We start from the raw sequence: 22,083 nt of genomic DNA, 5'->3' as shown, positions 1-22,083 counted from the left end.
GTGTCAACGGCGGGGCTTCAATGGCGGTCGACAGTTTGTGCTGCCGACCGCCATTTCGTTCAGCGCTGCCGCAGCCTTGCCAGCAAGGTCAAAACCAGCAATGGCATCGCCGTGCAGAAGGCGATCAGGGGCCATGCGGTATCACCGGGCAGGAAGATGACAAGTGCTGTTCCAGCAAGGCTGACGATCAGGCTCTGGATGCAGAAATAGACCGCGACCGCCATGCCCGCACTGTCATCAAAGGCGGCAAGCGCACCGTTGGCAGTCATCGATGCGGTGAGAACGATGCCGACAGCGGCAAGCCACATCGGGACGATAAGGCTCAGGAACGAGGGCTTGAGCAATGTCTCGCCGAGGCCCAGAAGCAGGGCGCTTGCAAGCAGCGTCGCCATGCCCAGCGCCACGCTGATGCGCGCGCCCCATTTCTGCGTATGGCGGGGCAGGATACGCGTGGCGGCGATCATGACGACGGCAACGCTGGCAAAGGCGAAGCTGAAGCCGGTTTCACCAAAGCCGCCGCGTTCGATCAGAATGCGCGGTGCGGTGGAAAAGAAAACGAAGAACGTGCCCATGGCTGTCGCGAATCCGAGCGTATAGGTCCAGAACGAAAAGTCCTTCACGATCCGGCCAAGACTTCCGGCTGCTGGCGCAGTGCTGCTCGGTCGTGTCTCGTGCCAGTGGCGCAAGGCGCGCCACGTTGCGGCGAGGCCGAACAGTCCGAGCGTGGCGAAGATTGCCCGCCATCCGAAACCCTTTGCAATCAGTGCGCCGGCAATCGGCCCAAGCGCCGGGACGAAGGAAAGCATGGCGCTGAACAGGCCATAGATCGTCGCCCCTTCGGGACGCGTCGCATAAACGTCGCGGACAGTTGCGAAAGTGGCGACCAGCGCCGCCGACGCCCCCGTTGCCTGCACGAAGCGAAGCGCCACAAATAGCGTGGCATTGTCGGTGATCGCCAGGGCGAAAGACGCAAGGGCGAAAACCAGCCCGCCGCCAATGAGGACCGGCCTGCGTCCGAAACGGTCCGACAATGGGCCGAACAGCAATTGCCCGACGCCCAGCATCACCATGTAGAGACTGAGGGTGAGCTGCACCATGGCGGGTGTTGTTTGCAGGATTGAGGGCATGGACGGCACCACCGGCAGGTAGATGTCCATGGCCAGCGAGGCGAGAATGTCGAAAGGAGCCATCAGCGCCAGCGCGAACGGCAGGGAATAGCTCCACTGAGGAGTTTGTTTGTTATCAAAAGGCATGACTAAGCATCCGCTCGAGGAAAATCGGGCGGCTGTCTGCCTTTTATAAACGCGCATCGTCGGGATGCGTTTTAAGGGAAGTTGGTCCGGGGCAGACGCCGCAACAGGTCGGAAAGGCTGTTGCGGCTTATCTGGTTGCGAGTTCGGTACTGCTCATTCTGTGTTGTCCCGGTTCGGTTGCAGGCTTGCTTTTAGCAGCAGCACGGCTTCAGCGCCAGCTATCCTCGCGCCACATGGCCGAAAAGGCTGTCCGGTAGTCGGGATAGGCAAATTCGTAACCGAGATCCTTGATGCGGCGGTTGGAGACGCGTTTGTTCTCGCCATAGAAGGAACGCGCCATCGGCGTCAGATCGGCCTCCTCGAAGGGGACTTCCGGCGGCGGCGTCGCGCCCATCAATTCCGCCGCATAGGTGACGACATCCTGCGGCGGGCTTGGTTCATTGTCGGTGATGTTGAAGATGCCGCCTGTGTCGGTGCCTGCCAGAAAGCGCAAGGAACCGGCAATGTCACCGACATGGATGCGGTTGAAGACCTGGTCCTTTTTCACGATGCGCCGTGCGTTGCCGCGTTCCAGATTGATGAAGGCGTTGCGGCCCGGCCCGAAAATGCCAGAGAGACGTAAGATCGCCAGCGGTGTTCCATGCCGTTCGCTCAATTGCCCCCATGCCTTTTCGGCTTCGACGCGCTCAAGGCTGCGGCGGGAGGCAGGCTTGCAGGCTGTGGTTTCGTCCACCCACGCGCCCTGATGGTCGCCATAGACGCCGACCGTCGACAGATAGCCGATCCAGCGGATGGTGTTGTCGGGACGGCGAAGCGCTTCCTCAACCACGGCGACGGCGGGATCGCCGCTTTCGCCGGGAGAGATTGAAACGACCACATGGGTCGATTGGGCAAGCCGGTCCAGAAGGTTCGGCGAGGGCGTCTCACCATCGAAAAGCAGCGGCTTTATGCCTGCCTGTTCAAGGAGGGGAAATTTCTGCTCGTGCCGTGTGGTTCCGTCGATGCGTTCAGCTTCACCGGCCATCCTTTGAGCAAAGGCTTGGGCGGAATAACCGGCTCCGAACAGAAAAATGCGCATCAGACTTCCTCCATATTCCACTCGGCCTGTACCGTAGCATCCTCTTCGGATGAGGCCAGACGTTTCCGCTTGGCGGCAACATGATCGGGGCTTGCCAGTTGCTTCAAGGCCCATATCGCCGCGCCGCGCACGACCGGCGCTGCGTCCTCCAGCAGGTGTTCGACACTCGGCAGAAGCGCGGCATCACCGGAATTTCCAGCGGCGATCAGCACATTGCGGATGAAGCGGTCGCGCCCGATCCGCTTTACCGGCGAGCCGGAAAAAAGCGTGCGGAAAGCCGGGTCATCCAGCGCCAGAAGATCGGCCAGATGCGGCTCTTTCAAGTCGTCACGGGCTTTCAGCTTCATTTCGCTGGTCGCCTGCGCGAACTTGTTCCACGGGCAGACGGAAAGGCAGTCGTCGCAGCCATAAATGCGGTTGCCGATGGCTTTTCGGAACTCTTGCGGGATCGGCCCCTTGTTCTCGATGGTGAGATAAGAAATGCAGCGCCGCGCATCGATGCGATAGGGCGAGGGAAAAGCCTTGGTCGGGCAGGCGTCGAGACAGGCGCGGCACGAGCCGCAATGGTCGCGATCAGGCTCGTCGGGCGGGATTTCCGCCGTGGTGAAAATCGAGCCGAGAAACAGCCATGAGCCAAGCTCGCGGCTTACCAGATTGGTGTGCTTGCCCTGCCAGCCGAGACCGGCGGCTTGCGCGAGCGGCTTTTCCATGACGGGCGCGGTGTCGACAAACACCTTGACGTCCTGCCCGGCGCGCGCGGCGAAGCGGCTCGCGATGTGTTTCAGCTTGCCCTTGATAATGCCATGATAGTCGCGGTTCTGCGCATAGACCGAGATGGCTGCGCGATCTCGTTTGTCCAGAATGGCGAGCGGATTGGCGTCCGGCCCGTAATTCATGGCCAGCATCATGATGGAGCGGACTTCCGGCCACAGCACGCTCGGATCGGCGCGGCGGGCTTCGGTTTCCTCCATCCATTCCATGTCGGCATGATGGCCGTCGGCAATATATTGCCGCAGCCGTTCGGGGGCTTGCGGAATTGCATCGGGCGTGGTGAAGGCAACGGCGTCGAAACCCACCGCCTTCGCCTCTTCGATCAGGAAGCGCTTGAGTTTCTGTTCGCGGCTATCAGAAATCGAGGTCGCCATAATGGGCCACCGGGGCAAGCCCGCGCACGCGGTCGGAGAGTAACGGGCGGAAAGCCGGGCGCGACTTCATGCGGGCATACCAGTCACGCGCCGCTTTGGTTTCGCCCCATTCGATTTCGCCCAGATAGTCGAGCACGGAAATGGAGGCCGCCGCCGCCATGTCGGCGTAGCTTGGATGCGCGCCGCCAAGCCAGTCGCGGGTCGCCGCCAGCCAGTCGATATATTTCATGTGCTGGCGGATATTGGTGCGGGCGGCGCGGATGGCGGTCGAATCCGGCGCGCTGCCGCCCATCTCTGCCGCCATTTGCAGCTTGAACACACGTTCGCGGGCAATGTGGCGCGTCACTTCATTCTCGAATTTCAGCAGGAACCAGTCGACCAGACGACGCACTTCGGCGCGCTCCATCGGGCTTTCCGGCAGGAGGCGGCGGCTGCGCTTCAATGCGCCGCGCGTCTCGTCCAGATATTCGGCGATCACCGTCGCGCCGACGACCGGCAGGTCGTTTTCGGCCAGGAGCACTGGCAGGGTTCCCGCCGGGTTCAGCGCCAGAAATTCCTTGCGGCGCGACCACGGCCGTTCCTCGATAAGTTCCGCTTCAACGCCATATTCGCCGAGGATGAGCCGCACATAGCGCGAACCCGAAGACATGGGATGATGAAAAAGCGTAAGCATGATCGACGCGAGACTCTCGACTGAAGCTTGAATTGAACGTCCGGAGTTTGCACGGCGGCTGGCGTTTGCGCATGCAGCAGGCTATTTCCTGCTATCAAGCGATTCGAAGCCGCCTCAACGGAATATAAAGTCTATAAGGGCTATGTTTGCGTGAGACAAGCAATCGCTGGAAATGCGTGTTTTCAGCCGATGGCCCGCTATCCCGATCCGCCTTTTTAACCCGTCGCCGTGCCCACTATCCCAAGGTACTGACTTCATGGATATTTTCAATCTTCTGGAAGCTGCATTTCTCGGTCTTATCGAAGGTCTGACCGAATTTATTCCGGTTTCCTCCACCGGACATTTGCTGCTGGTCGGGCATTTTCTGGGTTTTGAATCCACAGGAAAGACCTTCGAGGTGCTGATCCAGCTCGGCGCCATTCTGGCCATTCTGACGGTCTATTCGGCGAAACTTCTGAAAATCCTCGCTGATTTCCCCCGCGATGCCCGCACGCGGCGCTTCGTTTTCGGCATTCTGGTCGCTTTCCTGCCTGCGGCCGTCATCGGCGCGCTGGCGCATGGCTTCATCAAGAGCGTGCTGTTTGAAACGCCGATGCTGGTCTGCGTCATGCTGATCATCGGCGGGTTCATCCTGCTCTGGGTGGACCAGCTCAATCTGCGCCCGCGCTATCACGATGTGATGGATTATCCGCTGCCCATGTGCCTTGCCATCGGCTTCATCCAGTGCCTTGCCATGATACCGGGCGTGTCGCGTTCCGGCTCCACCATCGTCGGCTCGCTGCTGCTGGGGGCGGACAAGCGTTCGGCGGCGGAGTTTTCCTTCTTCCTCGCCATGCCCACCATGGCAGGCGCTTTTGCCTATGACCTCTATAAGAGCCGCGATATACTGTCGTTCAACGACGGGGCGCTGATCGGGGTCGGCTTCGTGATGGCCTTCATCTCCGGCGTTTTCGTCGTGCGCTATCTGCTCGACTATGTGTCTCGCCACGGCTTCAAGCTGTTTGCCTGGTGGCGTCTGATCGTCGGTGCGCTTGGAATGGCGGCGCTGTTGATCTGGGGATGAGGTGCGGTCCGCGTAGCGGACAAAAAGCCTGTGAGCCGGACAGCAAAAAGGGGCCGCGAGGCCCCTTGTTCGTTTCCGCTGCGGCTATGGATCACGCAAAGCCGGTCTTGGTGTATTGTCCGGCGACGCGGTAGCGCCACAGATAGGATGGCAGCACGGCGTCGACGCTTTCCGGCGTGATGCCGATGCCCTGCAATGTGCGGCCTTCCTTGATGGCCTTTTCGGAAACCACATTGTCGAATTTCAGCAGCGTCACCTGATCGTTGGTGAGCATCGGGTTCGGCAGCAGGCCGAGGACCGACGCCTGCAAACGGGCAACCCACCATGGCATGGAGAGGATCGCGCGCTTGCGCCCGATGACGCCAAGCATGTCCTTCATCCAGTTCTTGAACGGCTGCACATCCGGGCCGCCCAGCTCATAGATGCCGCCTGCCGCCAGCTTGCCATCGACAGCAAGCGCCACGGCTTCCGCCACGTCGCCGACATAGACCGGCTGGAGTTTTGTCTCGCCGCCGCCTATTGCCGGCAGGAAAGGCGAGAAGCGCGCCATATTGGCGAAGCGGTTGAAGAAGCGGTCTTCGGGGCCGAAAATGATCGACGGACGGAGGATCACGCTATCCGGCAGGACGGAAAGGATGGCCTTTTCGCCTTCCGCCTTGGTGCGCGCATAATCCGACGGCGAATTGGCGTCGGCTGCAAGCGAGGACACATGCGTCATGCGGATGCCTGCGGCCTTGGCGGCTTCGGCAATGTTTTTCGCGCCCAGCACCTGAACGGCGTTGAAGCGCTGGCGGCCGCTTTCGGACAGAATGCCGACGAGGTTGATCACATGATCGGCCCCCTTGATCACGTGCTCCACCGAGCCGCGATGGCGTACATTGGCCTGCACCATCTGGATCTGGCCGACATTGCCGAGCGGGGCCATGTAATAGGCGATTTCCGGCTTGCGCACGGCGACACGCACGCGATAGCCGCGCTTGGTGAGAGCCGCGACGACCGCACGCCCTACAAAGCCGGAGCCGCCGAAAACGGTGACCAGTTTCGGCCTGTTGTGGACTTCGTTCGGTTCGGTCTTCATCCTAAACTCCTGCATGAAAGCACGCTATTCGAGCGGTGATTTATCGCCTTTTTGCCACAAGGCAAAGGGGACTTGTTGTCACGATTGCGAAAGCTGCCGGTTTTCCCGCCTTTTGGCGCGAATACTCCTTTGAAATTTGGCATCTTGCTGTTAAATCGCGCGCATGAGCACACCACTAGACCATATTCGCAATTTTTCGATCGTCGCCCATATCGACCACGGCAAATCGACGCTGGCCGACCGCCTCATTCAGTTGACCGGCGGGCTGGATACGCGTGAGATGAAGGATCAGGTCCTCGACTCGATGGATATCGAGCGCGAGCGCGGCATCACCATCAAGGCGCAGACCGTCCGTCTTTCCTACAAGGCGAAGAACGGCGAAGATTATGTGCTGAACCTGATCGACACGCCCGGCCACGTCGACTTTGCCTATGAAGTCTCGCGCTCGCTGGCGGCGTGCGAAGGTTCGCTTCTGGTGGTGGATGCCTCACAGGGCGTGGAAGCGCAGACGCTGGCGAACGTTTATCAGGCCATCGACAACAACCACGAAATCGTGGTCGTGCTGAACAAGATCGACCTGCCCGCCGCCGAGCCTGAGCGCGTGAAGCAGCAGATCGAGGAAGTCATCGGCATCGATGCGGCGCAGGCCGTGCATATTTCCGCCAAGACCGGCCTCGGGATTGAAGATGTGCTGGAAGCCATCGTCACGCAGTTGCCCGCGCCGAAGGAAGGCGACCGCAACGCGCCGCTGAAGGCCATGCTGGTCGATAGCTGGTATGATAGCTATCTTGGCGTCATCGTTCTGGTGCGTATCATCGATGGCGTGCTCAAGAAGGGCCAGACCATCCGCATGATGGGCACGGGCGCGAAATATCCGGTGGAACGCACCGGCGTATTCACGCCCAAAATGGTTCAGGTGGACGAACTCGGCCCCGGCGAGCTTGGCTTCATCACCGCGTCCATCAAGGAAGTGGCCGACACCCGCGTTGGCGATACGATCACCGAAGATCGCCGCCCGACCGAAAAGATGCTGCCCGGCTTCAAGCCCGCGCAGCCGGTTGTGTTCTGCGGCCTGTTCCCGGTCGATGCGGCGGATTTCGAGGACCTGCGCGCTGCCATGGGCAAGCTGCGCCTCAACGATGCGTCGTTCTCGTTCGAAATGGAAACCTCTGCGGCCCTTGGCTTCGGCTTCCGTTGCGGCTTCCTCGGCCTTTTGCATCTGGAAATCATTCAGGAGCGTCTGGAGCGCGAGTTCAATCTCGACCTCATCACGACCGCGCCTTCGGTTGTCTATCGCCTGAAAATGACGGACGGCACCGAGAAGGAACTCCACAATCCGGCCGATATGCCGGATGTGGTGAAGATCAGCGCGATCGAGGAGCCCTGGATCAAGGCAACCATCATGACGCCGGATGATTATCTCGGCGCGATCATGAAGCTTTGCCAGGAGCGCCGCGGCATCCAGATCGACCTGACCTATGTCGGGCCGCGCGCCATGATCACCTATGATCTGCCGCTCAACGAAGTGGTGTTCGATTTCTACGACCGCCTCAAGTCGATCTCGAAGGGCTATGCCTCGTTCGATTACAATCTTTCGGATTACCGCGAGGGTGATCTGGTCAAGATGTCGATCCTCGTTAACGAAGAGCCGGTGGACGCGCTTTCGATGCTGGTGCACCGTTCGGCTGCGGAAAAGCGCGGTCGCGCGCTCTGCGAAAAGCTGAAAGAGCTGATCCCGCAGCACATGTTCAAGATTCCGATCCAGGCGGCGATTGGCGGCCGCATCGTGGCGCGCGAGACGATCTCGGCGCTGCGCAAGGACGTGACGGCCAAGTGCTACGGCGGCGACGTGACGCGCAAGCGCAAGCTTCTGGAAAAGCAGAAGGAAGGCAAGAAGCGCATGCGCCAGTTCGGCAAGGTCGAAATCCCGCAGGAGGCCTTTATTCAGGCGCTCAAGATGGGCGATGATTGAGTGCCTGCCCATTTCGGGCAGGCACATTATGTTTAATGGAATCGGGGGGGCGTTGGATGTTCTCCAATGTCCCGAGGTTTTCGGTCGCCGCCCTCGTTTATCTCAGAAATAATTCGTTCAATTTTATTGATCAGAATGTTTCCGAGCGCTTGCAGCTTTGCGTCTGGTTGGCCAAGCCGGATTAATCGCTGCGATCGCAAGCAGAGGACAGCAAGGTCATCGGGTTTATTTTCTGTATACAGTTCTGGAAATATGGATAGTGTTGCTCGGACAAAATGATCGTCAAGTTTTGGTTTAGCGGTATTCCAGATATGCACTGCAGTGACGCCGTTACTGTCGATCATACTGAAATTCGGCTTGAATGTTACTTTGAATAAATCTTTAGGGCTTTGATAAGTAACATTTGTTGCGGTAGATACTTCTGAAAGATTATGTTTTCTCCATTCAAGAAAAGCTTGAAGGCCTAAACGAGCCGAATTGCGCTCGGCTGCTTTCTTAATATCCTTTATATGGCCAATCACTAATGCTGGGTCGCCGTCGTTTAGAGCGATTTCAGTACAGAGTCTTCTAACGCTTCCATGGAAATCGTAGCCGCCGCCAGTCTTTGGTTCAAGGCGGCCTCGAATTTCTGTCTTTTGAGGCTTTTCGTTTAGGTGTAATATTTTGAGAAAAGAGGAAATTCCGAAATTGGGCATGAGGGCTCCGTTCGAATATAACTAGAATAATATAGGGTATTTTTTTTGAGCTTAAAGAGCAGTTCTTTAAATTATATCATTCTAATATTTGCATATGCTAATATAATTGAAGTTCTCTATCAATATTGGACGAGGTACTAGTTCACATGTCCGAACATCCCCGCATATCCATCACCTATTGCACTCAATGCAACTGGCTGTTGCGGGCGGCGTGGATGGCGCAGGAACTGTTGCAAACTTTCGGGCAGGATCTGGCGGAAGTGGCTCTACGTCCGGGCACGGGCGGGGTTTTTGAAATCCGCGTTCAAATGCCTGATGGCAGTGAAGAACTCATCTGGGAACGCAAGCGCGATGGCGGTTTTCCGGAAGCCAAGGTGTTGAAGCAGCGCGTGCGTGATCTGGTCTGGCCGGAGCGTGATCTCGGTCATTCGGACAATAAGCCGAAGTCCGAATAGCGGGTCTGCAAATTCGCTGACCCGCTTGGAATGCGGTTAGTCTTCATCCACGACACGCAAACGTAGCTGACCCGGTTCGGTCGGTCTGGCCTGTGGGCGTGAAGGTTCCTCCGTGGGCGCAGGGCCGAACTCCAGCGCCTCGATCTTCGCGCCGCGTTTCGTTACCTTGCTGGAAGAGACCAGAATATCGTCAATATCCTTGTTGGCTTGCGCGAAATGCGTCTGCAGCTTGCGCACGCGCTCGTCGAGGCGGCCCACATCTTCCATCAGCCGGATCACTTCGCCCTGAATGACATGCGCCTGCTCGCGCATCCGGGCGTCTTTCAGAATAGCCTGAATGACCTGAATGGAGAGCATCAGCAGCGACGGCGAGACGATCACCACCCGCGCCCGGTGCGCGCGCTGGATGAGCGCCTCAAAATGCTCGTGAATATCCGCAAAGATCGATTCCGACGGCACGAACAGGAAGGCAGTGTCCTGCGTTTCGCCGGGGATCAGATATTTGTCGGACACATCCTTGATATGGATTTCCATATCGCGGCGGAACTGGGCGACTGCCACCTTGCGCGCCTCCGCCTGTTCGGTCTCGCGCATGGCATTCCAGGCTTCAAGCGGGAATTTCGCGTCGATCACCAGTGAGGGCGCGTTGTTGGGCATACGCACAAGGCAATCGGGCCGGGTGCTGTTGGAAAGCGTTGCCTGAAATTCGTAGGCGCCCTGCGGCAGGCCGTCGGCAATGATCGCCTCCATCCGCGACTGGCCGAAAGCGCCGCGCGTCTGCTTGTTGGCGAGGATCGCCTGCAATTGTACCACCTGACCGGCGAGCGACTGGATATTGTTCTGCGCCGTGTCGATGACGGCGAGGCGCTCCTGCAATTTGGCAAGGTTCTCGTGGGTCGAGCGCGTCTGCTCGGTCATGGTCTGGCCGATGCGGTGCGTCATGCCGTCGAGCCGTTCGCGGATCGACTGATTCAATTCCGCCTGCCGTGAGCCGAATACTTCCGCCATGGTCTGCATGCGACCCTGCATTTCTGCTTGGGCTTTCAGGATTTCCGCCATGCGATATTCCGCGTCGCGGGCGCGGTCCTCGGCCTGCGCTTCCGCAACTGCGCGAAGCCGGGCGGAACGCGCCGCCGCGATCAGAAAAAGGCAGAGGCACAGCACCAGCACGACAATGCCCGCCAGCAGGATATTGCCGAGCGTGAAGGATGTGGCGCCGAGCTGCAGAAGCGGCTCATTCAAGAGATTTTGGTTTTCCATGGGAAGAGCTTAGCTGATTCGTATCGCCTTGATGAGATCAAAACGGGAACATTTTGCAAAGTGTAATTGACGATTCCCATGCGAGCGATTACGTGAAGCGCATGTCTGTAAAACCGCTTGTCATCCTTCCCGATCCCGTCCTGCGTCAGGTTTCCGCGCCTGTGGAACGCTTTGACGACCAGCTGCGCAAATTTGCCGGCGACATGTTCGACACCATGTATGATGCGCCGGGCATTGGCCTTGCCGCCATTCAGGTGGGCGAACCGATCCGCATGCTCGTCATCGATCTCGCCAAGGAAGGCGAGCCGAAGGCGCCGCATGTCTTCGTCAATCCGACGATCGTGCAGTCTTCCGACGAGCGCGGCACCTATGAAGAGGGCTGTCTTTCAATCCCGGATTATTATGCCGAGGTGGAGCGCCCCGCGACGGTCAAGGTCGAGTATTTCGATGCCGACGGCAAGCCGCAGTCCATGGAAGCCGACGGGCTGATGGCCACCTGCCTGCAGCATGAGATCGACCATCTGAACGGCGTGCTCTTCATCGACCATATTTCCAAGCTCAAGCGCGATATGGTCATCAAGAAGTTCAAGAAGCTAGCCAGCCAGCGCGCATCCGGGAAAGTGCTTTAATGCGTGTCGTTTTCATGGGGACGCCGGAATTTTCCGTGCCGATCCTCACCGCCATTATCGGTCACGGTTATGAGGTTGTTGCGGTCTATACGCAGCCGCCGCGTCCGGCGGGCCGCAGAGGTCTGGAGCTGACCAAGTCGCCGGTGCATGAAAAGGCCGAGCAGTTCGGCATTCCGGTGTTCACGCCGAAGAGCCTCAAGAGCCCGGAAGAGCAGGCGGTTTTCGCAAGTCTCGAAGCTGATGTCGCGATTGTGGTGGCCTATGGCCTGCTGCTGCCGCAGGCCATTCTCGATGCGCCGCGTCTTGGTTGCTATAATGGCCATGCCTCGCTTTTGCCCCGCTGGCGCGGTGCCGCTCCCATCCAGCGCGCCATCATGGCGGGCGATGCGGAAACCGGCATGATGATCATGAAGATGGATGCGGGGCTCGATACCGGGCCGGTTGCCATGGCGGAAAAGATTGCCATCACGCCGGACATGACGGCGGGCGAGCTGCATGATCGCCTGAGCATGATCGGGGCCGACCTGATGATCCGCGCGCTGGGCGCGCTGGAGCGGGAAAGCCTTGCCTTGCAGCCGCAGGCGGAAGAAGGCGTCACCTATGCCGCCAAGATCGACAAGGCCGAGGCGCGCATAGACTGGTCGAAGCCTGCAAAGGACGTGCACAACACCATTCGCGGCCTGTCGCCTTTTCCGGGCGCGTGGTGCGAGATGGAAATCAACGGCGCTGTCGAGCGCGTGAAACTGCAGCGCTCCACCTTGGGCGAGGGCAGGGGCGAACCGGGCGCGGTGCTGGATGATCGGCTGACGGTTGCCTGCGGCGAGGGCGCCGTCCGGCTCGTCACGCTGCAGCGTTCCGGCGGCAAGCCATTGCCTGCGCAGGAATTTCTGCGTGGCGCACAGGTCACGAAGGTTCTGTAAGCGGTGCCGCGCTACAAGCTCACTGTCGAATATGACGGCACGCCCTATGTCGGCTGGCAGCGGCAGGAAAACGGCCATGCGGTGCAGAATGCCATCGAGCTGGCATTCAAGAAGTTCTGTGGCGAGGACCTGACATTGAGCGCCGCCGGGCGCACCGATGCGGGCGTTCATGCGACAGCACAGGTTGCCCATGTCGACCTTGCCAAGGACTGGGACGCGGGCAAGGTGCGCGATGCGGTCAATGCGCATCTGGTCATGGCGGATGAGCGCGTCAGCATTCTGAATGTCGAGAAGACGACCGACACATTCGACGCCCGTTTTTCGGCACGCGCCCGGCATTATCTCTATCGCATCCACAATCGCCGTGCGCCCCTGGCCATCGATTATCAGCGCGCGTGGTGGGTGCAGAAACGCCTTGACGCCGATGCAATGCATGAAGCGGCGAAGCGGCTGTTGGGCGAGCACGATTTCACGACGTTTCGCGCCACGCAATGCCAGGCCAAGAGCCCGGTCAAGACGCTCGACCGGCTGGATGTCACCCGCAATGGCGATTATGTTGAGATGCGCGTTTCAGCGCGGTCCTTCCTGCACAATCAGGTCAGGTCATTTGCGGGCAGCCTGATGGAAGTGGGCGTAGGGCGCTGGACAGCGGATGATTTGCAGGCTGCCTTGGAAGCCAGAGACCGCAAGGCTTGCGGGCAGGTTGCCCCGCCCTATGGGCTTTATCTTGTCGGCGTCGATTACGCCTTCCCGTTTTAGGAAGTATGGTCTCTCAAGAGTCCATGCTTCCTAATACGACTGCGGATCAAAGCCGATCCCGAGCAATTGCTGCAGCAGGACAGTCAGGAACAGCGAGCCGAAGAAGATGCAGGCGAAGAACGGCGCGGCATAGGCATGAGGCCGCTGCAGCGCGACGAATGTGAGCCGGTAGCTCAGAACGATGGATATGCCGAACATGATGAAGGCGAACAATGTCGACACATCGGTCCGTCCGGGAAAGAACAGTTGCAGCAATGTGATGGGCGCGAAGATCCATGCAATGAGCGCGCTGCCCCAATTGGTGGCAATCACGAAGGCCGCATAGCGCTTGGCGATGCCGATTTGCCTGGCGACAAGGCCGACGATGACGAGCGGGATGACCCAGGCCGCGATGTCCACGAAGGCGGCGCGGGTGACGATGGCAAAGCGCAGGCCCGCTTCCTCGCGACCCGCCGCCAGGTTCGCCGCATAGGCCACCCAGCTTGCGAACATTGGCGGCAGCGCAACGGCTATCGCATAGAATGACGACCAGAAGCTCTCGGCAGAAACGTCGAGATGATCCAGTCCTTCCTTGCGCCCGAGCATCATTTTCCAGACGCCCCAGAAATATCTGAAAATATCGTCCAGGCTTGGCATGAGATTCCCAAACTTTCGCATAATCCGGGCGGACAGGTCGTGCGACTGTCCGGGGCTATGCTCTATCCAAAGAAACTGGCTCAAAGAAATCGGCGATGAAGCGCTCATAAATCTGTGTCAGGCCTTCAAGGTCGGCAAGGGCCACGCGCTCGTCAACCATGTGCATGGTCTGCCCGACAAGGCCAAACTCAACCACCGGGCAGTAATCCTTGATGAAGCGGGCGTCGGAGGTGCCGCCAGAGGTCGACAGTTCCGGGCGCTTGCCGGTCACTGCCTCCACCGATGCGGTCAGCGTGCCGATCAGCTTCTCGTCGCGGGTCAGGAACACATGGCTCGGATGCTCGCGCCAGGTCAGTTCATAATTGATCGGCGTTTCGCGCCCCGGGCGCAGGCGATCGTCGCGGGCGGCCTTTTCGAGGCGCGCCACGATTTCGGCCTGCAAGGTTTCTGCCGTCCATGTGTCGTTGAAGCGGATATTGAACGAGGCGGTTGCCTTGTTCGCGATGACATTGGTGGCCTTGTTGCCCACATCGATGGTCGTGACTTCCAGATTGCTGGCCTGAAAATCTGCCGTGCCTTCATCGAAAGCCGGGTAAAGCAGGCTGTCGACCAGTGTTGTGATTCCGCGCACCGGATTTTCGGCCAGATGCGGATAGGCGGCATGGCCCTGCACGCCGTGGACGGTGATGGTGCCTGACAGCGAGCCGCGCCGTCCGATCTTGATCATGTCGCCGAGCGCGTTCGGATTGGTCGGCTCGCCGACGATGGACGCATCCCAGCTTTCGCCGCGCTGTTTTGCCCAGTCGAGAAGCTTGACCGTGCCATTGATGGCCGGGCCTTCCTCGTCGCCGGTGATCAGGAAGGAAACGCTGCCCTTGATGCTGCCATGCTTTTCGATGTGGCGGGCAACGGCTGCGACGAAACAGGCGACGCCGCCTTTCATGTCCACCGCGCCGCGACCGTACATCACGCCGTCCTCGATGGCGGCGGAGAAGGGCGGGTGCTTCCAGTCGCCTTCATTGCCGGGCGGCACGACATCGGTATGGCCTGCGAACATCAGATGCGGGCCATTGCCTGACTTGCGGGCATAGAGATTTTCGATATCGGGCGTGCCTTCATCGCGGAAGACGGGCCGCTCCACCGAAAATCCCATCGGCTTCAGCATGGCTTCCAGCGCCGTCAGGGCGCCGCCCTCGGCGGGCGTGACAGACGGGCAGCGGATCAGGGCGGCAAGATTATCGGCGGGATTAATGGCTAAACTCATGGGATCGGGACTTTGTGAAAAGGGAATCGTCTGGTGGCGAGATTATCGCGCATCCCGAAAAGTGCGAAGCGGTTTTCGGAACAAGATGCGCGTGGAGGCAACCGGCATCCCGAAAAGTGCGAAGCGGTTTTCGGAACATGGTGTCGTAGACGGCGGCGGTTGTGCGTGGGAGGCGATGTTTCGCCTTTCACTTGTTTTTCTCGCCCGGTTTCAATTTGGGAACGAAATTTCCTTGACCGAAGGGGCACTGTCATCGTTAGTTAAAAAAGAGTTGATAACGAGACCCGCAAAGGGCCGGTCAACGGGAACTCTTTTAAAAATGGGAAATTGCGCATGCGTTTTGTCACTTCTGCGATAGCAGGCATGATGGTGTTCTTCGGCGGGGCGGCGATGCCGGCCAAAGCCGCGCAATGGAGTGAGGCAGGCGGGCTTACAAGCATTCCTTACGGACACAAGGATTATTGCGATCGCAACAAGCGCGATTGCGGCGCGCATCGCGTCCTGCCGCCGATGAAGCTCACCCCGCAGCGCATGAAGCTGCTGCAATCGGTCAGCAGCTCCGTCAATCACCGCATCAAGCCGGTCTCCGATCAGGACAATTACGGCAAGCGCGATTACTGGACGCTTCCGGTCAACGGCAAGGGCGATTGCGAGGACTATGTGCTGATGAAGAGGGCGCAGCTCATGGCGCGCGGCATCAGCCCGTCATTGCTGCTTATCACCATGGTGCAGGGCAGCGAGCCGCATGTCATCCTGACCGCCCGCACGGATCACGGTGATTATATTCTCGACAATCTGCGCGACGAAGTGCTGCCGGTCGAGAAGACATCGTACCGCTATATAAAGATGCAGTCGCCGGCCAATTCGGGCCAATGGGTTTCCATCGTCGGACGGTCTGTCGCCGTCGCCAGGAACTGACCGATAGCGCTCCGCCCAACGCCGGTTCACTCCTCATCAAGCCGCATTTCGATGCGGCTTTTTGTTTTCAGTTGCTCGGCCGCCAAAAAGCGAGAGTTGCGAAAATCCTCTCATTGTTCACTCCCATTGGACAATATATTCGGACAGACTGTTCGCGCTTTTTGAACAAAAACTCTTTCACAACGGTTTTGTGAAGACCTATGCTCATTATAAATCTTTGATTCCTTTTATTTATTTTTGAATCTGAATTTATGACCCGTAAAATTGGCTGCACGAAGGTGTGATCAAGAAAACGTTTTCGTGACTGGAACTTTTGCTCATTGTCACCCATTTCAACTGCATCGGAACGACGAACAAAACGCCGCTCCACTTCCAAGGAGATAGGAAAATGAAGAAGATTGTTCTTGCTGCCGCTGCCCTTGCTCTTACCGCCGGCGCCGCCTTTGCTGAAAACCCGCGTGTTGGCGAGCCCGCCGATCTTTACGCGAACGACCGCACCCCGGTTGCGTCCGAGAAGGTTGACTACACGGCTCCTGCATCGATCCAGAAGGCTCCGGTCTATCAGAACGGCTCTGCTCATCGCTTCGGTGACGCATCGCCTTCCTCATACGAGAACTAAGAGTTCCTTCGGACTTTTGGTCCTCCGGCCCTGGTGGGTCACGCATGAACAGTCCCGAAGTGTCGGTGCATTTCCTCCCAGATGTGCCTGACATTGCGGGGCAGGGCCACGAAGGCCCAGCTAACCAATGTCCCCTATGAGCTCGAAATGGTGCGATCGGTCAAAACCGATGTCGGGGACGCTATAAAGAAAAGGAATATACACATGAAAAAATTTGCTCTCGCAGCCCTTGCTGTCGCTCTTAGCGCCGGTGCTGCCTATGCCGAAAACCCTTACGTTGGCGAGCCTGCAAATATGGCAGCCCAGGACAAGGCTTTCATGGAGCCTGGCCAGGCTCCCGTTGCGCTTGGCAATATCGATTACACCGCTCCGGCTTCCATTCGCCAGTCTGCGCCGGTCTATCAGAACGGTTCGGCTCATCGCTTCGGCGACGCTTCCCCGGCCAGCTATCAGAACTAATTCTTTCTGACAGCTGGAAATCCCCAGGCCATCCCTTGCGTTTCCCCCCTCACGCACGGGATGGCCGAGGGAATGCCGAAAGGCGGTCAAGGCCGCAATCAGGAATCTCCCCGGAGGATGGCTTCAATGTCTCCCCGGACTGCCCGGATCAGAGGCATTGTGCCATCCGAAGGGGCGACCAGGTTCAAATGAAAAAGGCGGAGCCCGCAAGCTTCGCCTTTTTCTTTTCGGATGACGTATTGTTAGAGCGGTTCCTATTTTGACGGAATCGTTGGAACCGCTCTATCCATTTGTTTTTCCGCATTTCCGAACGCAAAACCGTTTCACACTTTTGCTGGAAATGCTCTAGTCAGTCGCGCAGCAATTCGTTGATCGACGTCTTGGAGCGGGTTTTTTCATCGACGCGCTTGACGATGACGGCGCAATAGAGGCTTGGGCCCCAGTTTTCGCCCGGAACGTTCTTGCCCGGCATGGTGCCTGCAACGACGACGGAATAGGGCGGCACTTCGCCGTAGAAGACCTCGCCAGTGGCGCGGTCCACGATCTTGGTGGACTTGCCGATGAAGACGCCCATGCCGAGGACCGAGCCTTCGCGCACGATGCAGCCTTCAACGACTTCCGAACGCGCGCCGATGAAGCAATTGTCCTCGATGATGGTCGGGCCAGCCTGCATCGGCTCCAGCACGCCGCCAATGCCCACGCCGCCGGAAAGATGGACATTCTTGCCGATCTGCGCGCAGGAGCCGACCGTCGCCCAGGTGTCGACCATCGTGCCTTCGCCGACATAGGCGCCGAGATTGACGAAGGAAGGCATGAGGATCGCGTTCGGCGCGATATAGGCCGAGTGACGCACGACGCAGTTCGGCACGGCGCGGAAACCAGCCTTTTCAAACTCGTTGGCCGTCCATCCGTCGAACTTTGAAGGAACCTTGTCCCACCAGGACGACTGGCCGGGGCCACCCTTGATGACTTCCATCGGGTTGAGGCGGAAGGAGAGCAGAACCGCTTTCTTCAGCCATTGGTTGACATGCCAGTTGCCGTCCGCCTGTTTTTCTGCGACACGGGCTTCACCGCGGTCGAGCAGAATGAGCGATTGTTCGACGGCATCGCGCACTTCACCGCGCGTTGCCGTATTGATGCCGTCGCGCTCGTCGAAAGCCTTGTCGATTGTCTTCTCAAGGGAGGCGAGGTCTGGCTTGGTCATAAGGTGCGGTCTCCATGATGGGGCGGCGGAAGGCAGGCGGGAGAGGTCCAGCCCGTTTGCTGGGAAATTGATTAAGCGATGGCGCCATGAGGGTCAATCTCGTTCGTGATCCGATTGCGGCGCCACGTTTGAGACAGATTAAGCATTTAGCGCCAGAATGAATGTTCAATTCTTTGCATGGCGGAATGAAAGAGCAGGTGAGTAGCATGAACCCGATGGAGAAGTCCGGCTGGACGCCGTTCCCCAATTCCGAGGATGCGGTCAAGCAGGCGCGCACCGTACCGCAGACGCCGCAGACCGAAGCGCCTGCCTATCGGCTTGCATTCACCGACGACGACTTCATGACCCGGCGTGACTTGCGCCCGGTGCGTCTGCAATTGGAGCTTCTGAAGCCGGAAATGATTCTGGCCGACCGCGGCATCAAGTCCACCGTGGTCATGTTCGGCGGGGCGCGCATTCCAGAGCCCGGCGGCAAGGCCTGGGCAGCCAAGAACGAGGTGCAGAAAAAGAACCTTGAAGCCAACGCGCAATATTACGAGGAAGCGCGCAAATTCGCGCGGCTTTGCTCCGAATATTCCGCCACGACCTATTATCGCGAATTCATCGTGGTGACGGGCGGCGGTCCCGGCGTGATGGAAGCGGGCAATCGCGGCGCCGCCGATGTCGGCGCGCCGACCATCGGCCTCAATATCGTGCTGCCGCACGAACAGGCGCCAAACACCTATGTCACGCCCGATCTCTGCTTTAACTTCCATTATTTCGCGATCCGCAAGATGCATTTCCTGATGCGGGCCAAGGCGATCTGCGTGTTCCCCGGCGGCTTTGGCACCATGGATGAACTTTTCGAGGCGATGACGCTGATCCAGACCAATCGCATGGAGCGTATGCCGCTGATCCTGTTCGGCAAGGCGTTCTGGACCAAGGCGATCAATATCGAGTTTCTGGCCGAGCAGGGCACGATTTCGCCCGCCGATATCGAGCTCTTGAACTTTGTCGAAACCGCCGACGAAGCATGGGACCTCATCAAGGATTTCTACAAGCTCTGATTGGAGGCCCTATATTAGGAGGCACATGGCCTCCTAATACTCACCGATTTACGTATTCATTTTTCTGTTATCTAATGCTATCAGTTAATGTTTCTAAAACGGAGAGAAAACTATGAGCAATACTCAGTATTGGGATAGCCTTTCGAACTTCTGTTATTCATTTAGGAAATTTATTGATGCCATGTGGAAGGTATGGGGATGGTTTGGCATTGCCATTGTGTCAGGCGTCGTACACAATAACCCACAGTCTTCTTCTGCTTTGGCTTTCTTAGCTTTCGTTACGGGAGTTCTCTATTTGGTTGCTTGGTTCCTTGAGAGACAGATCGAAGGATTGACCGAAAAAGGGCGCAACTCAAATTGGTTACTGAGCCTAAGTGTTACCGGCGTCTTTCTATATCTCGCAGTATATTTTGCAGTATCGATCGGGGACTTGATTTCCAGCGTTGCACTTCGGGTATTTAGTTAGCTTCTAGCTGATGAATCAGTAGCTGACTTCGTGATGTAGGGCCGTGGGCGGTGAACGAGGGTCACCAGCACGACGGAGATAATCATCAGGAGATACCACGAGCCGAGCTTGCTCATCGATACCAGTTCAAAGCCGTTGCGCTGGTTGGGATAAAGCCATGCTTTCGACCATGTGCCGATGTTTTCGGCGATCCAGATGAAAAGCGAGGTCAGCAGGAAGGCCACCAGCAGCGGCATTTTGTGCCGGAAGCGGAAGACGCGGTAATGCATGGTGGTGCGCCAGAAAAGGGCAAAGGTTGCGGCGAACAGCAGCCAGCGCATGTCCCAGATGAAGTGGTGCGCGAAGAAATTGATATAGATCGCGGCAGCCAGAACCACGGTCATCCAAAGCGGCGGATAGTGGTTCAGCCTTATATCGAAGATGCGATTGATGCGCGCCATATAGGAGCCGACAGCCGCATACATGAAGCCAGAGAAAAGCGGCACGCCGCCAATGCGGAAGAAGTTTTCTTCCGGATAGACCCATGAACCGGCATGGGTCTTGAACACTTCCATCGCCGTGCCGACGACATGGAAGATGAGGATGACCTTGGCTTCCTCCCACGCTTCCAGCTTGAAAACCAGCATGGCAAGCTGGATCGCGAGCGCGAAGAGAAACAGGAAATCATAGCGTGTTATGAACCCCGCGCCGCCATCCGGCCAGAACCAGCGGGTGACGATGATGAGCGCCAGCATCGCGCCGCCGAAAAGGCAGGCCCATGCCTGTTTCAATCCGAAAACCAGAAATTCGATCAGCGCATCGCTGATCCGGTGACGGGGCAGATTATCGAGCAGGCGATGGGCTGCCTCGTCGATATGCTTTTCCAGACCGGTGAAATGCCTATCGTCGCGCAATAATTTCTTCCAGAAACAGGGTCAGGTTGTCGGTCACATAGTCCACCTGATCGGTGAACTCGGGATCGCTTTCCCATATTTCGGAAAATGTGGGCTCAAAATTGTTCGGCACCACCAGAACCGTCTTCATGCCGAGGGTCTTGGGCACGACGAGATTGCGGGCAAGGTCCTCGAACATCACGGCCTTGCCCGCATCGACACCGAAAGCGCCGAGGAAACGGTCATAGGTGGCCCGTTCCGGCTTCGGCATCAGGCCGGCCGCGACAATATCGAAAATATCGTCGAAATCGTCGAGGATTCCGAGCTGGCGCGCCGCGCGTTCGGCATGGCCGCGATCACCGTTGGTGAAGATGAAGCGACGGCCCGGCAGCGCTTTGATTGCCTCCCCGAGCGCCGGATTTGGGGTGAGCCAGGAATAGTCGATATCATGGACCTTTTGCAGAAAGTCGTCCGGGTCGATCTGATGGCACTCCATCAAGCCTTTCAGCGTGGTGCCATATTCCAGATAGAACTGCTTTTGAATCTTGCGCGCTTCGTCGCGCGGCAGGTTCAACAGGGCCTCGACATAGCTCGTCATCTTCACGTCGATCTGCGCAAACAGATTGGCGGCGTGCGGGTAGAGCGTGTTGTCGAGGTCGAACACCCAGTCCGTGACGTGGGCGAAGGCAGCTCTGTCCGGAATATCGGTCATAGTTTTTTCCTTACGGCACGATCAACGTGCCGGCGCCATGCTCGGTGAAAAGCTCCAGCAGCACCGAATGCGGGGTCTTGCCGTTGAGGATGACAACGCCTTCCACGCCGCGGCGGATGGCGTCGATGCAGGTTTCCACCTTGGGGATCATGCCGCCGGAAATCGTGCCGTCCTTGATGAGCGCCTGCGCATCGGCAACCGACAATTCCTTGATGAGGTTCTTGTCCTTGTCGAGAACGCCCGGAACATCGGTCAGGAACAGGAGGCGCGTTGCGGCGAGCGCACCGGCAATCGCGCCTGCAAAAGTGTCGGCATTGATGTTGTAGGTGTGGCCGTCGCGGCCCGGCGCGACCGGCGCAATGACCGGGATCATTTCGGAGCGAGCCAGCAAATCGAGCAGGGTGCGGTCCACTTCCGCCGGTTCGCCGACGAAGCCGAGGTCCAGCACTTTCTCGATGTTGGAATCCGGGTCGAGGACAGTCTTGTGCGCCTTCTGCGCGAAGACCATGTTGCCATCCTTGCCGCAAAGCCCGATCGCCCATTCGCCTTCCGCATTGATGAGGGCGACGATTTCCTTGTTGATGGAACCGGCCAGAACCATTTCCACCACTTCGACGGTCTTTTCGTCGGTGACGCGCAAGCCGCCTTCAAAGCGGGATTCGATGCCGAGCTTGGTCAGCATGGCCTGAATCTGCGGGCCGCCGCCATGCACGACGATCGGGTTTACGCCCGACTGCTTCAAAAGCGCGATGTCCCGTGCGAAAGCCCTGCCCAGTTCCGGATTGCCCATGGCGTGACCGCCATATTTCACGACGACATGCTTGTTCTCGTAGCGCTGCATATAGGGCAGGGCTGCGGACAGAAGTTGCGCTTGCATTTCGGGATTTTCAAGTGTCGTCATCGCGGG

Annotated in this window: 24 protein-coding genes; 11 read left to right on the top strand and 13 right to left on the bottom strand. The window is 58.3% G+C overall.

The window, feature by feature from the left end:
- Positions 1 to 59 precede the first annotated feature (59 nt).
- From cml to F9K78_RS02360, 4 genes are all read right to left on the bottom strand, one after another.
- Positions 60 to 1,253 carry a CmlA/FloR family chloramphenicol efflux MFS transporter gene (gene cml / locus F9K78_RS02375; protein WP_121985836.1) on the bottom strand — a complete coding sequence of 398 codons (1,194 nt, stop codon included), beginning with the start codon at positions 1,251 to 1,253 and terminating at the stop codon, positions 60 to 62.
- Positions 1,254 to 1,461: 208 nt separating this feature from the next.
- Complete coding sequence (locus F9K78_RS02370; RefSeq protein WP_151682038.1) at positions 1,462 to 2,331, bottom strand: SDR family oxidoreductase; 870 nt, start codon at positions 2,329 to 2,331, stop codon at positions 1,462 to 1,464.
- A complete protein-coding gene (gene queG, locus F9K78_RS02365; protein WP_121985838.1) occupies positions 2,331 to 3,476 on the bottom strand; it encodes a tRNA epoxyqueuosine(34) reductase QueG in 1,146 nt (381 codons plus the stop codon). The genes F9K78_RS02370 and queG overlap by 1 nt, the downstream gene beginning before the upstream one ends.
- Positions 3,457 to 4,149: a glutathione S-transferase family protein gene (locus F9K78_RS02360; protein ID WP_112585422.1), complete on the bottom strand. Its 693-nt coding sequence runs from the start codon at positions 4,147 to 4,149 to the stop codon at positions 3,457 to 3,459. Before F9K78_RS02360 ends, queG begins: the two co-directional genes overlap by 20 nt.
- Positions 4,150 to 4,405: 256 nt before the next feature.
- Here F9K78_RS02360 and F9K78_RS02355 point away from each other — a divergent pair, with 256 nt between their 5' ends.
- Positions 4,406 to 5,212, top strand: coding sequence for an undecaprenyl-diphosphate phosphatase (locus tag F9K78_RS02355; protein ID WP_121981685.1), 807 nt, complete (start codon positions 4,406 to 4,408; stop codon positions 5,210 to 5,212).
- 91 nt (positions 5,213 to 5,303) lie between these two features.
- On the opposite strand, the gene F9K78_RS02350 is transcribed toward F9K78_RS02355, so the two are convergent.
- Positions 5,304 to 6,290: a complex I NDUFA9 subunit family protein gene (locus F9K78_RS02350; protein ID WP_121981686.1), complete on the bottom strand. Its 987-nt coding sequence runs from the start codon at positions 6,288 to 6,290 to the stop codon at positions 5,304 to 5,306.
- A gap of 163 nt (positions 6,291 to 6,453) precedes the next feature.
- On the opposite strand from F9K78_RS02350, the gene lepA reads away from it, so the two are divergent.
- Positions 6,454 to 8,262, top strand: coding sequence for a translation elongation factor 4 (gene lepA, locus F9K78_RS02345; RefSeq protein ID WP_122066393.1), 1,809 nt, complete (start codon positions 6,454 to 6,456; stop codon positions 8,260 to 8,262).
- Between the two features lie 32 nt (positions 8,263 to 8,294).
- Here the strand turns inward: lepA and F9K78_RS02340 are convergent, their stop codons facing one another.
- On the bottom strand, positions 8,295 to 8,957 hold the full coding sequence (locus F9K78_RS02340; protein ID WP_144897094.1) for a hypothetical protein: 663 nt from the start codon (positions 8,955 to 8,957) through the stop codon (positions 8,295 to 8,297).
- A 146-nt stretch (positions 8,958 to 9,103) separates the two neighbouring features.
- Between F9K78_RS02340 and F9K78_RS02335 the strand changes: the two genes are divergently transcribed.
- Complete coding sequence (locus F9K78_RS02335) at positions 9,104 to 9,412, top strand: Rdx family protein (protein ID WP_121985840.1); 309 nt, start codon at positions 9,104 to 9,106, stop codon at positions 9,410 to 9,412.
- Between the two features lie 36 nt (positions 9,413 to 9,448).
- Here the strand turns inward: F9K78_RS02335 and F9K78_RS02330 are convergent, their stop codons facing one another.
- A complete protein-coding gene (locus F9K78_RS02330) occupies positions 9,449 to 10,672 on the bottom strand; it encodes a DNA recombination protein RmuC (RefSeq protein ID WP_122066394.1) in 1,224 nt (407 codons plus the stop codon).
- Between the two features lie 101 nt (positions 10,673 to 10,773).
- Here F9K78_RS02330 and def point away from each other — a divergent pair, with 101 nt between their 5' ends.
- From def to truA, 3 genes are read left to right on the top strand one after another with little or no spacing between them, the layout of a single operon-like run.
- Complete coding sequence (gene def, locus F9K78_RS02325; protein ID WP_121981691.1) at positions 10,774 to 11,301, top strand: peptide deformylase; 528 nt, start codon at positions 10,774 to 10,776, stop codon at positions 11,299 to 11,301.
- Positions 11,301 to 12,221, top strand: coding sequence for a methionyl-tRNA formyltransferase (gene fmt, locus F9K78_RS02320; protein ID WP_121981692.1), 921 nt, complete (start codon positions 11,301 to 11,303; stop codon positions 12,219 to 12,221). The genes def and fmt overlap by 1 nt, the downstream gene beginning before the upstream one ends.
- 3 nt (positions 12,222 to 12,224) lie before the next feature.
- Positions 12,225 to 12,980, top strand: a complete 756-nt coding sequence (gene truA / locus F9K78_RS02315) for a tRNA pseudouridine(38-40) synthase TruA (protein ID WP_121985842.1) — start codon at positions 12,225 to 12,227, stop codon at positions 12,978 to 12,980.
- Between the two features lie 30 nt (positions 12,981 to 13,010).
- Here truA and F9K78_RS02310 read toward each other — a convergent pair whose 3' ends face one another.
- Both F9K78_RS02310 and dapE read right to left on the bottom strand, forming a co-directional pair.
- On the bottom strand, positions 13,011 to 13,616 hold the full coding sequence (locus F9K78_RS02310; protein ID WP_121985843.1) for a hypothetical protein: 606 nt from the start codon (positions 13,614 to 13,616) through the stop codon (positions 13,011 to 13,013).
- A gap of 55 nt (positions 13,617 to 13,671) precedes the next feature.
- Positions 13,672 to 14,880: a succinyl-diaminopimelate desuccinylase gene (dapE, locus tag F9K78_RS02305; protein ID WP_121985844.1), complete on the bottom strand. Its 1,209-nt coding sequence runs from the start codon at positions 14,878 to 14,880 to the stop codon at positions 13,672 to 13,674.
- A gap of 366 nt (positions 14,881 to 15,246) precedes the next feature.
- Between dapE and F9K78_RS02300 the strand changes: the two genes are divergently transcribed.
- The 3 genes from F9K78_RS02300 (at position 15,247) to F9K78_RS02290 (ending at position 16,876) form a co-directional block, all read left to right on the top strand.
- A complete protein-coding gene (locus F9K78_RS02300; protein WP_121986027.1) occupies positions 15,247 to 15,798 on the top strand; it encodes a transglutaminase-like cysteine peptidase in 552 nt (183 codons plus the stop codon).
- 388 nt (positions 15,799 to 16,186) lie between these two features.
- Entirely contained in the window at positions 16,187 to 16,417 is a 231-nt protein-coding gene (locus F9K78_RS02295; RefSeq protein WP_121985845.1) for a hypothetical protein, read from the top strand.
- A gap of 204 nt (positions 16,418 to 16,621) precedes the next feature.
- Positions 16,622 to 16,876 (top strand): hypothetical protein, encoded by a 255-nt coding sequence (locus F9K78_RS02290; protein ID WP_121985846.1) that lies wholly within the window; start codon positions 16,622 to 16,624, stop codon positions 16,874 to 16,876.
- A gap of 349 nt (positions 16,877 to 17,225) precedes the next feature.
- On the opposite strand, the gene dapD is transcribed toward F9K78_RS02290, so the two are convergent.
- Positions 17,226 to 18,080 carry a 2,3,4,5-tetrahydropyridine-2,6-dicarboxylate N-succinyltransferase gene (gene dapD, locus F9K78_RS02285; RefSeq protein ID WP_121981698.1) on the bottom strand — a complete coding sequence of 285 codons (855 nt, stop codon included), beginning with the start codon at positions 18,078 to 18,080 and terminating at the stop codon, positions 17,226 to 17,228.
- Between the two features lie 206 nt (positions 18,081 to 18,286).
- Between dapD and F9K78_RS02280 the strand changes: the two genes are divergently transcribed.
- Positions 18,287 to 19,126 carry an LOG family protein gene (locus F9K78_RS02280; protein ID WP_151682037.1) on the top strand — a complete coding sequence of 280 codons (840 nt, stop codon included), beginning with the start codon at positions 18,287 to 18,289 and terminating at the stop codon, positions 19,124 to 19,126.
- A 112-nt stretch (positions 19,127 to 19,238) separates the two neighbouring features.
- Positions 19,239 to 19,592, top strand: a complete 354-nt coding sequence (locus F9K78_RS02275) for a hypothetical protein (protein WP_121985847.1) — start codon at positions 19,239 to 19,241, stop codon at positions 19,590 to 19,592.
- Here F9K78_RS02275 and F9K78_RS02270 read toward each other — a convergent pair.
- Genes F9K78_RS02270 through argB form a run of 3 tightly spaced genes read right to left on the bottom strand, consistent with a single transcriptional unit; the run spans position 19,589 to position 22,077 of the window.
- On the bottom strand, positions 19,589 to 20,485 hold the full coding sequence (locus F9K78_RS02270) for a DUF817 domain-containing protein (protein ID WP_121985848.1): 897 nt from the start codon (positions 20,483 to 20,485) through the stop codon (positions 19,589 to 19,591). The two genes, F9K78_RS02275 and F9K78_RS02270, sit on opposite strands and share 4 nt — an antisense overlap.
- A complete protein-coding gene (locus F9K78_RS02265) occupies positions 20,472 to 21,176 on the bottom strand; it encodes a pyrimidine 5'-nucleotidase (protein WP_121985849.1) in 705 nt (234 codons plus the stop codon). The genes F9K78_RS02270 and F9K78_RS02265 overlap by 14 nt, the downstream gene beginning before the upstream one ends.
- Positions 21,177 to 21,186: 10 nt before the next feature.
- The gene (gene argB / locus F9K78_RS02260; protein WP_121981702.1) at positions 21,187 to 22,077 is read right to left on the bottom strand and encodes an acetylglutamate kinase; all 891 of its coding nucleotides are present in this window, start codon (positions 22,075 to 22,077) and stop codon (positions 21,187 to 21,189) included.
- Between the last annotated feature and the right edge of the window lie 6 nt (positions 22,078 to 22,083).

Source organism: Brucella pseudintermedia, from assembly GCF_008932435.1.
GTDB classification, from domain to species: domain Bacteria; phylum Pseudomonadota; class Alphaproteobacteria; order Rhizobiales; family Rhizobiaceae; genus Brucella; species Brucella pseudintermedia.
The sequence above is the reverse complement of the archived record's forward strand: the minus strand, read 5'-3'. Positions and strand labels throughout refer to the sequence as shown.

What these genes read in the sequence shown, in the direction of transcription:
- F9K78_RS02310 (WP_121985843.1), bottom strand. Translation starts at nt 13,616, where the DNA reads ATGCCAAGCCTGGACGATATTTTCAGATATTTCTGGGGCGTCTGGAAA.
- argB (WP_121981702.1), bottom strand. Translation starts at nt 22,077, where the DNA reads ATGACGACACTTGAAAATCCCGAAATGCAAGCGCAACTTCTGTCCGCA.
- F9K78_RS02360 (WP_112585422.1), bottom strand. Translation starts at nt 4,149, where the DNA reads ATGCTTACGCTTTTTCATCATCCCATGTCTTCGGGTTCGCGCTATGTG.
- F9K78_RS02330 (WP_122066394.1), bottom strand. Translation starts at nt 10,672, where the DNA reads ATGGAAAACCAAAATCTCTTGAATGAGCCGCTTCTGCAGCTCGGCGCC.
- F9K78_RS02340 (WP_144897094.1), bottom strand. Translation starts at nt 8,957, where the DNA reads ATGCCCAATTTCGGAATTTCCTCTTTTCTCAAAATATTACACCTAAAC.
- dapD (WP_121981698.1), bottom strand. Translation starts at nt 18,080, where the DNA reads ATGACCAAGCCAGACCTCGCCTCCCTTGAGAAGACAATCGACAAGGCT.
- F9K78_RS02370 (WP_151682038.1), bottom strand. Translation starts at nt 2,331, where the DNA reads ATGCGCATTTTTCTGTTCGGAGCCGGTTATTCCGCCCAAGCCTTTGCT.
- queG (WP_121985838.1), bottom strand. Translation starts at nt 3,476, where the DNA reads ATGGCGACCTCGATTTCTGATAGCCGCGAACAGAAACTCAAGCGCTTC.
- F9K78_RS02275 (WP_121985847.1), top strand. Translation starts at nt 19,239, where the DNA reads ATGAGCAATACTCAGTATTGGGATAGCCTTTCGAACTTCTGTTATTCA.
- F9K78_RS02295 (WP_121985845.1), top strand. Translation starts at nt 16,187, where the DNA reads ATGAAGAAGATTGTTCTTGCTGCCGCTGCCCTTGCTCTTACCGCCGGC.
- F9K78_RS02280 (WP_151682037.1), top strand. Translation starts at nt 18,287, where the DNA reads ATGAACCCGATGGAGAAGTCCGGCTGGACGCCGTTCCCCAATTCCGAG.
- F9K78_RS02290 (WP_121985846.1), top strand. Translation starts at nt 16,622, where the DNA reads ATGAAAAAATTTGCTCTCGCAGCCCTTGCTGTCGCTCTTAGCGCCGGT.
- F9K78_RS02335 (WP_121985840.1), top strand. Translation starts at nt 9,104, where the DNA reads ATGTCCGAACATCCCCGCATATCCATCACCTATTGCACTCAATGCAAC.
- F9K78_RS02355 (WP_121981685.1), top strand. Translation starts at nt 4,406, where the DNA reads ATGGATATTTTCAATCTTCTGGAAGCTGCATTTCTCGGTCTTATCGAA.
- F9K78_RS02300 (WP_121986027.1), top strand. Translation starts at nt 15,247, where the DNA reads ATGGTGTTCTTCGGCGGGGCGGCGATGCCGGCCAAAGCCGCGCAATGG.
- dapE (WP_121985844.1), bottom strand. Translation starts at nt 14,880, where the DNA reads ATGAGTTTAGCCATTAATCCCGCCGATAATCTTGCCGCCCTGATCCGC.
- fmt (WP_121981692.1), top strand. Translation starts at nt 11,301, where the DNA reads ATGCGTGTCGTTTTCATGGGGACGCCGGAATTTTCCGTGCCGATCCTC.
- def (WP_121981691.1), top strand. Translation starts at nt 10,774, where the DNA reads ATGTCTGTAAAACCGCTTGTCATCCTTCCCGATCCCGTCCTGCGTCAG.
- F9K78_RS02350 (WP_121981686.1), bottom strand. Translation starts at nt 6,290, where the DNA reads ATGAAGACCGAACCGAACGAAGTCCACAACAGGCCGAAACTGGTCACC.
- lepA (WP_122066393.1), top strand. Translation starts at nt 6,454, where the DNA reads ATGAGCACACCACTAGACCATATTCGCAATTTTTCGATCGTCGCCCAT.
- F9K78_RS02265 (WP_121985849.1), bottom strand. Translation starts at nt 21,176, where the DNA reads ATGACCGATATTCCGGACAGAGCTGCCTTCGCCCACGTCACGGACTGG.
- cml (WP_121985836.1), bottom strand. Translation starts at nt 1,253, where the DNA reads ATGCCTTTTGATAACAAACAAACTCCTCAGTGGAGCTATTCCCTGCCG.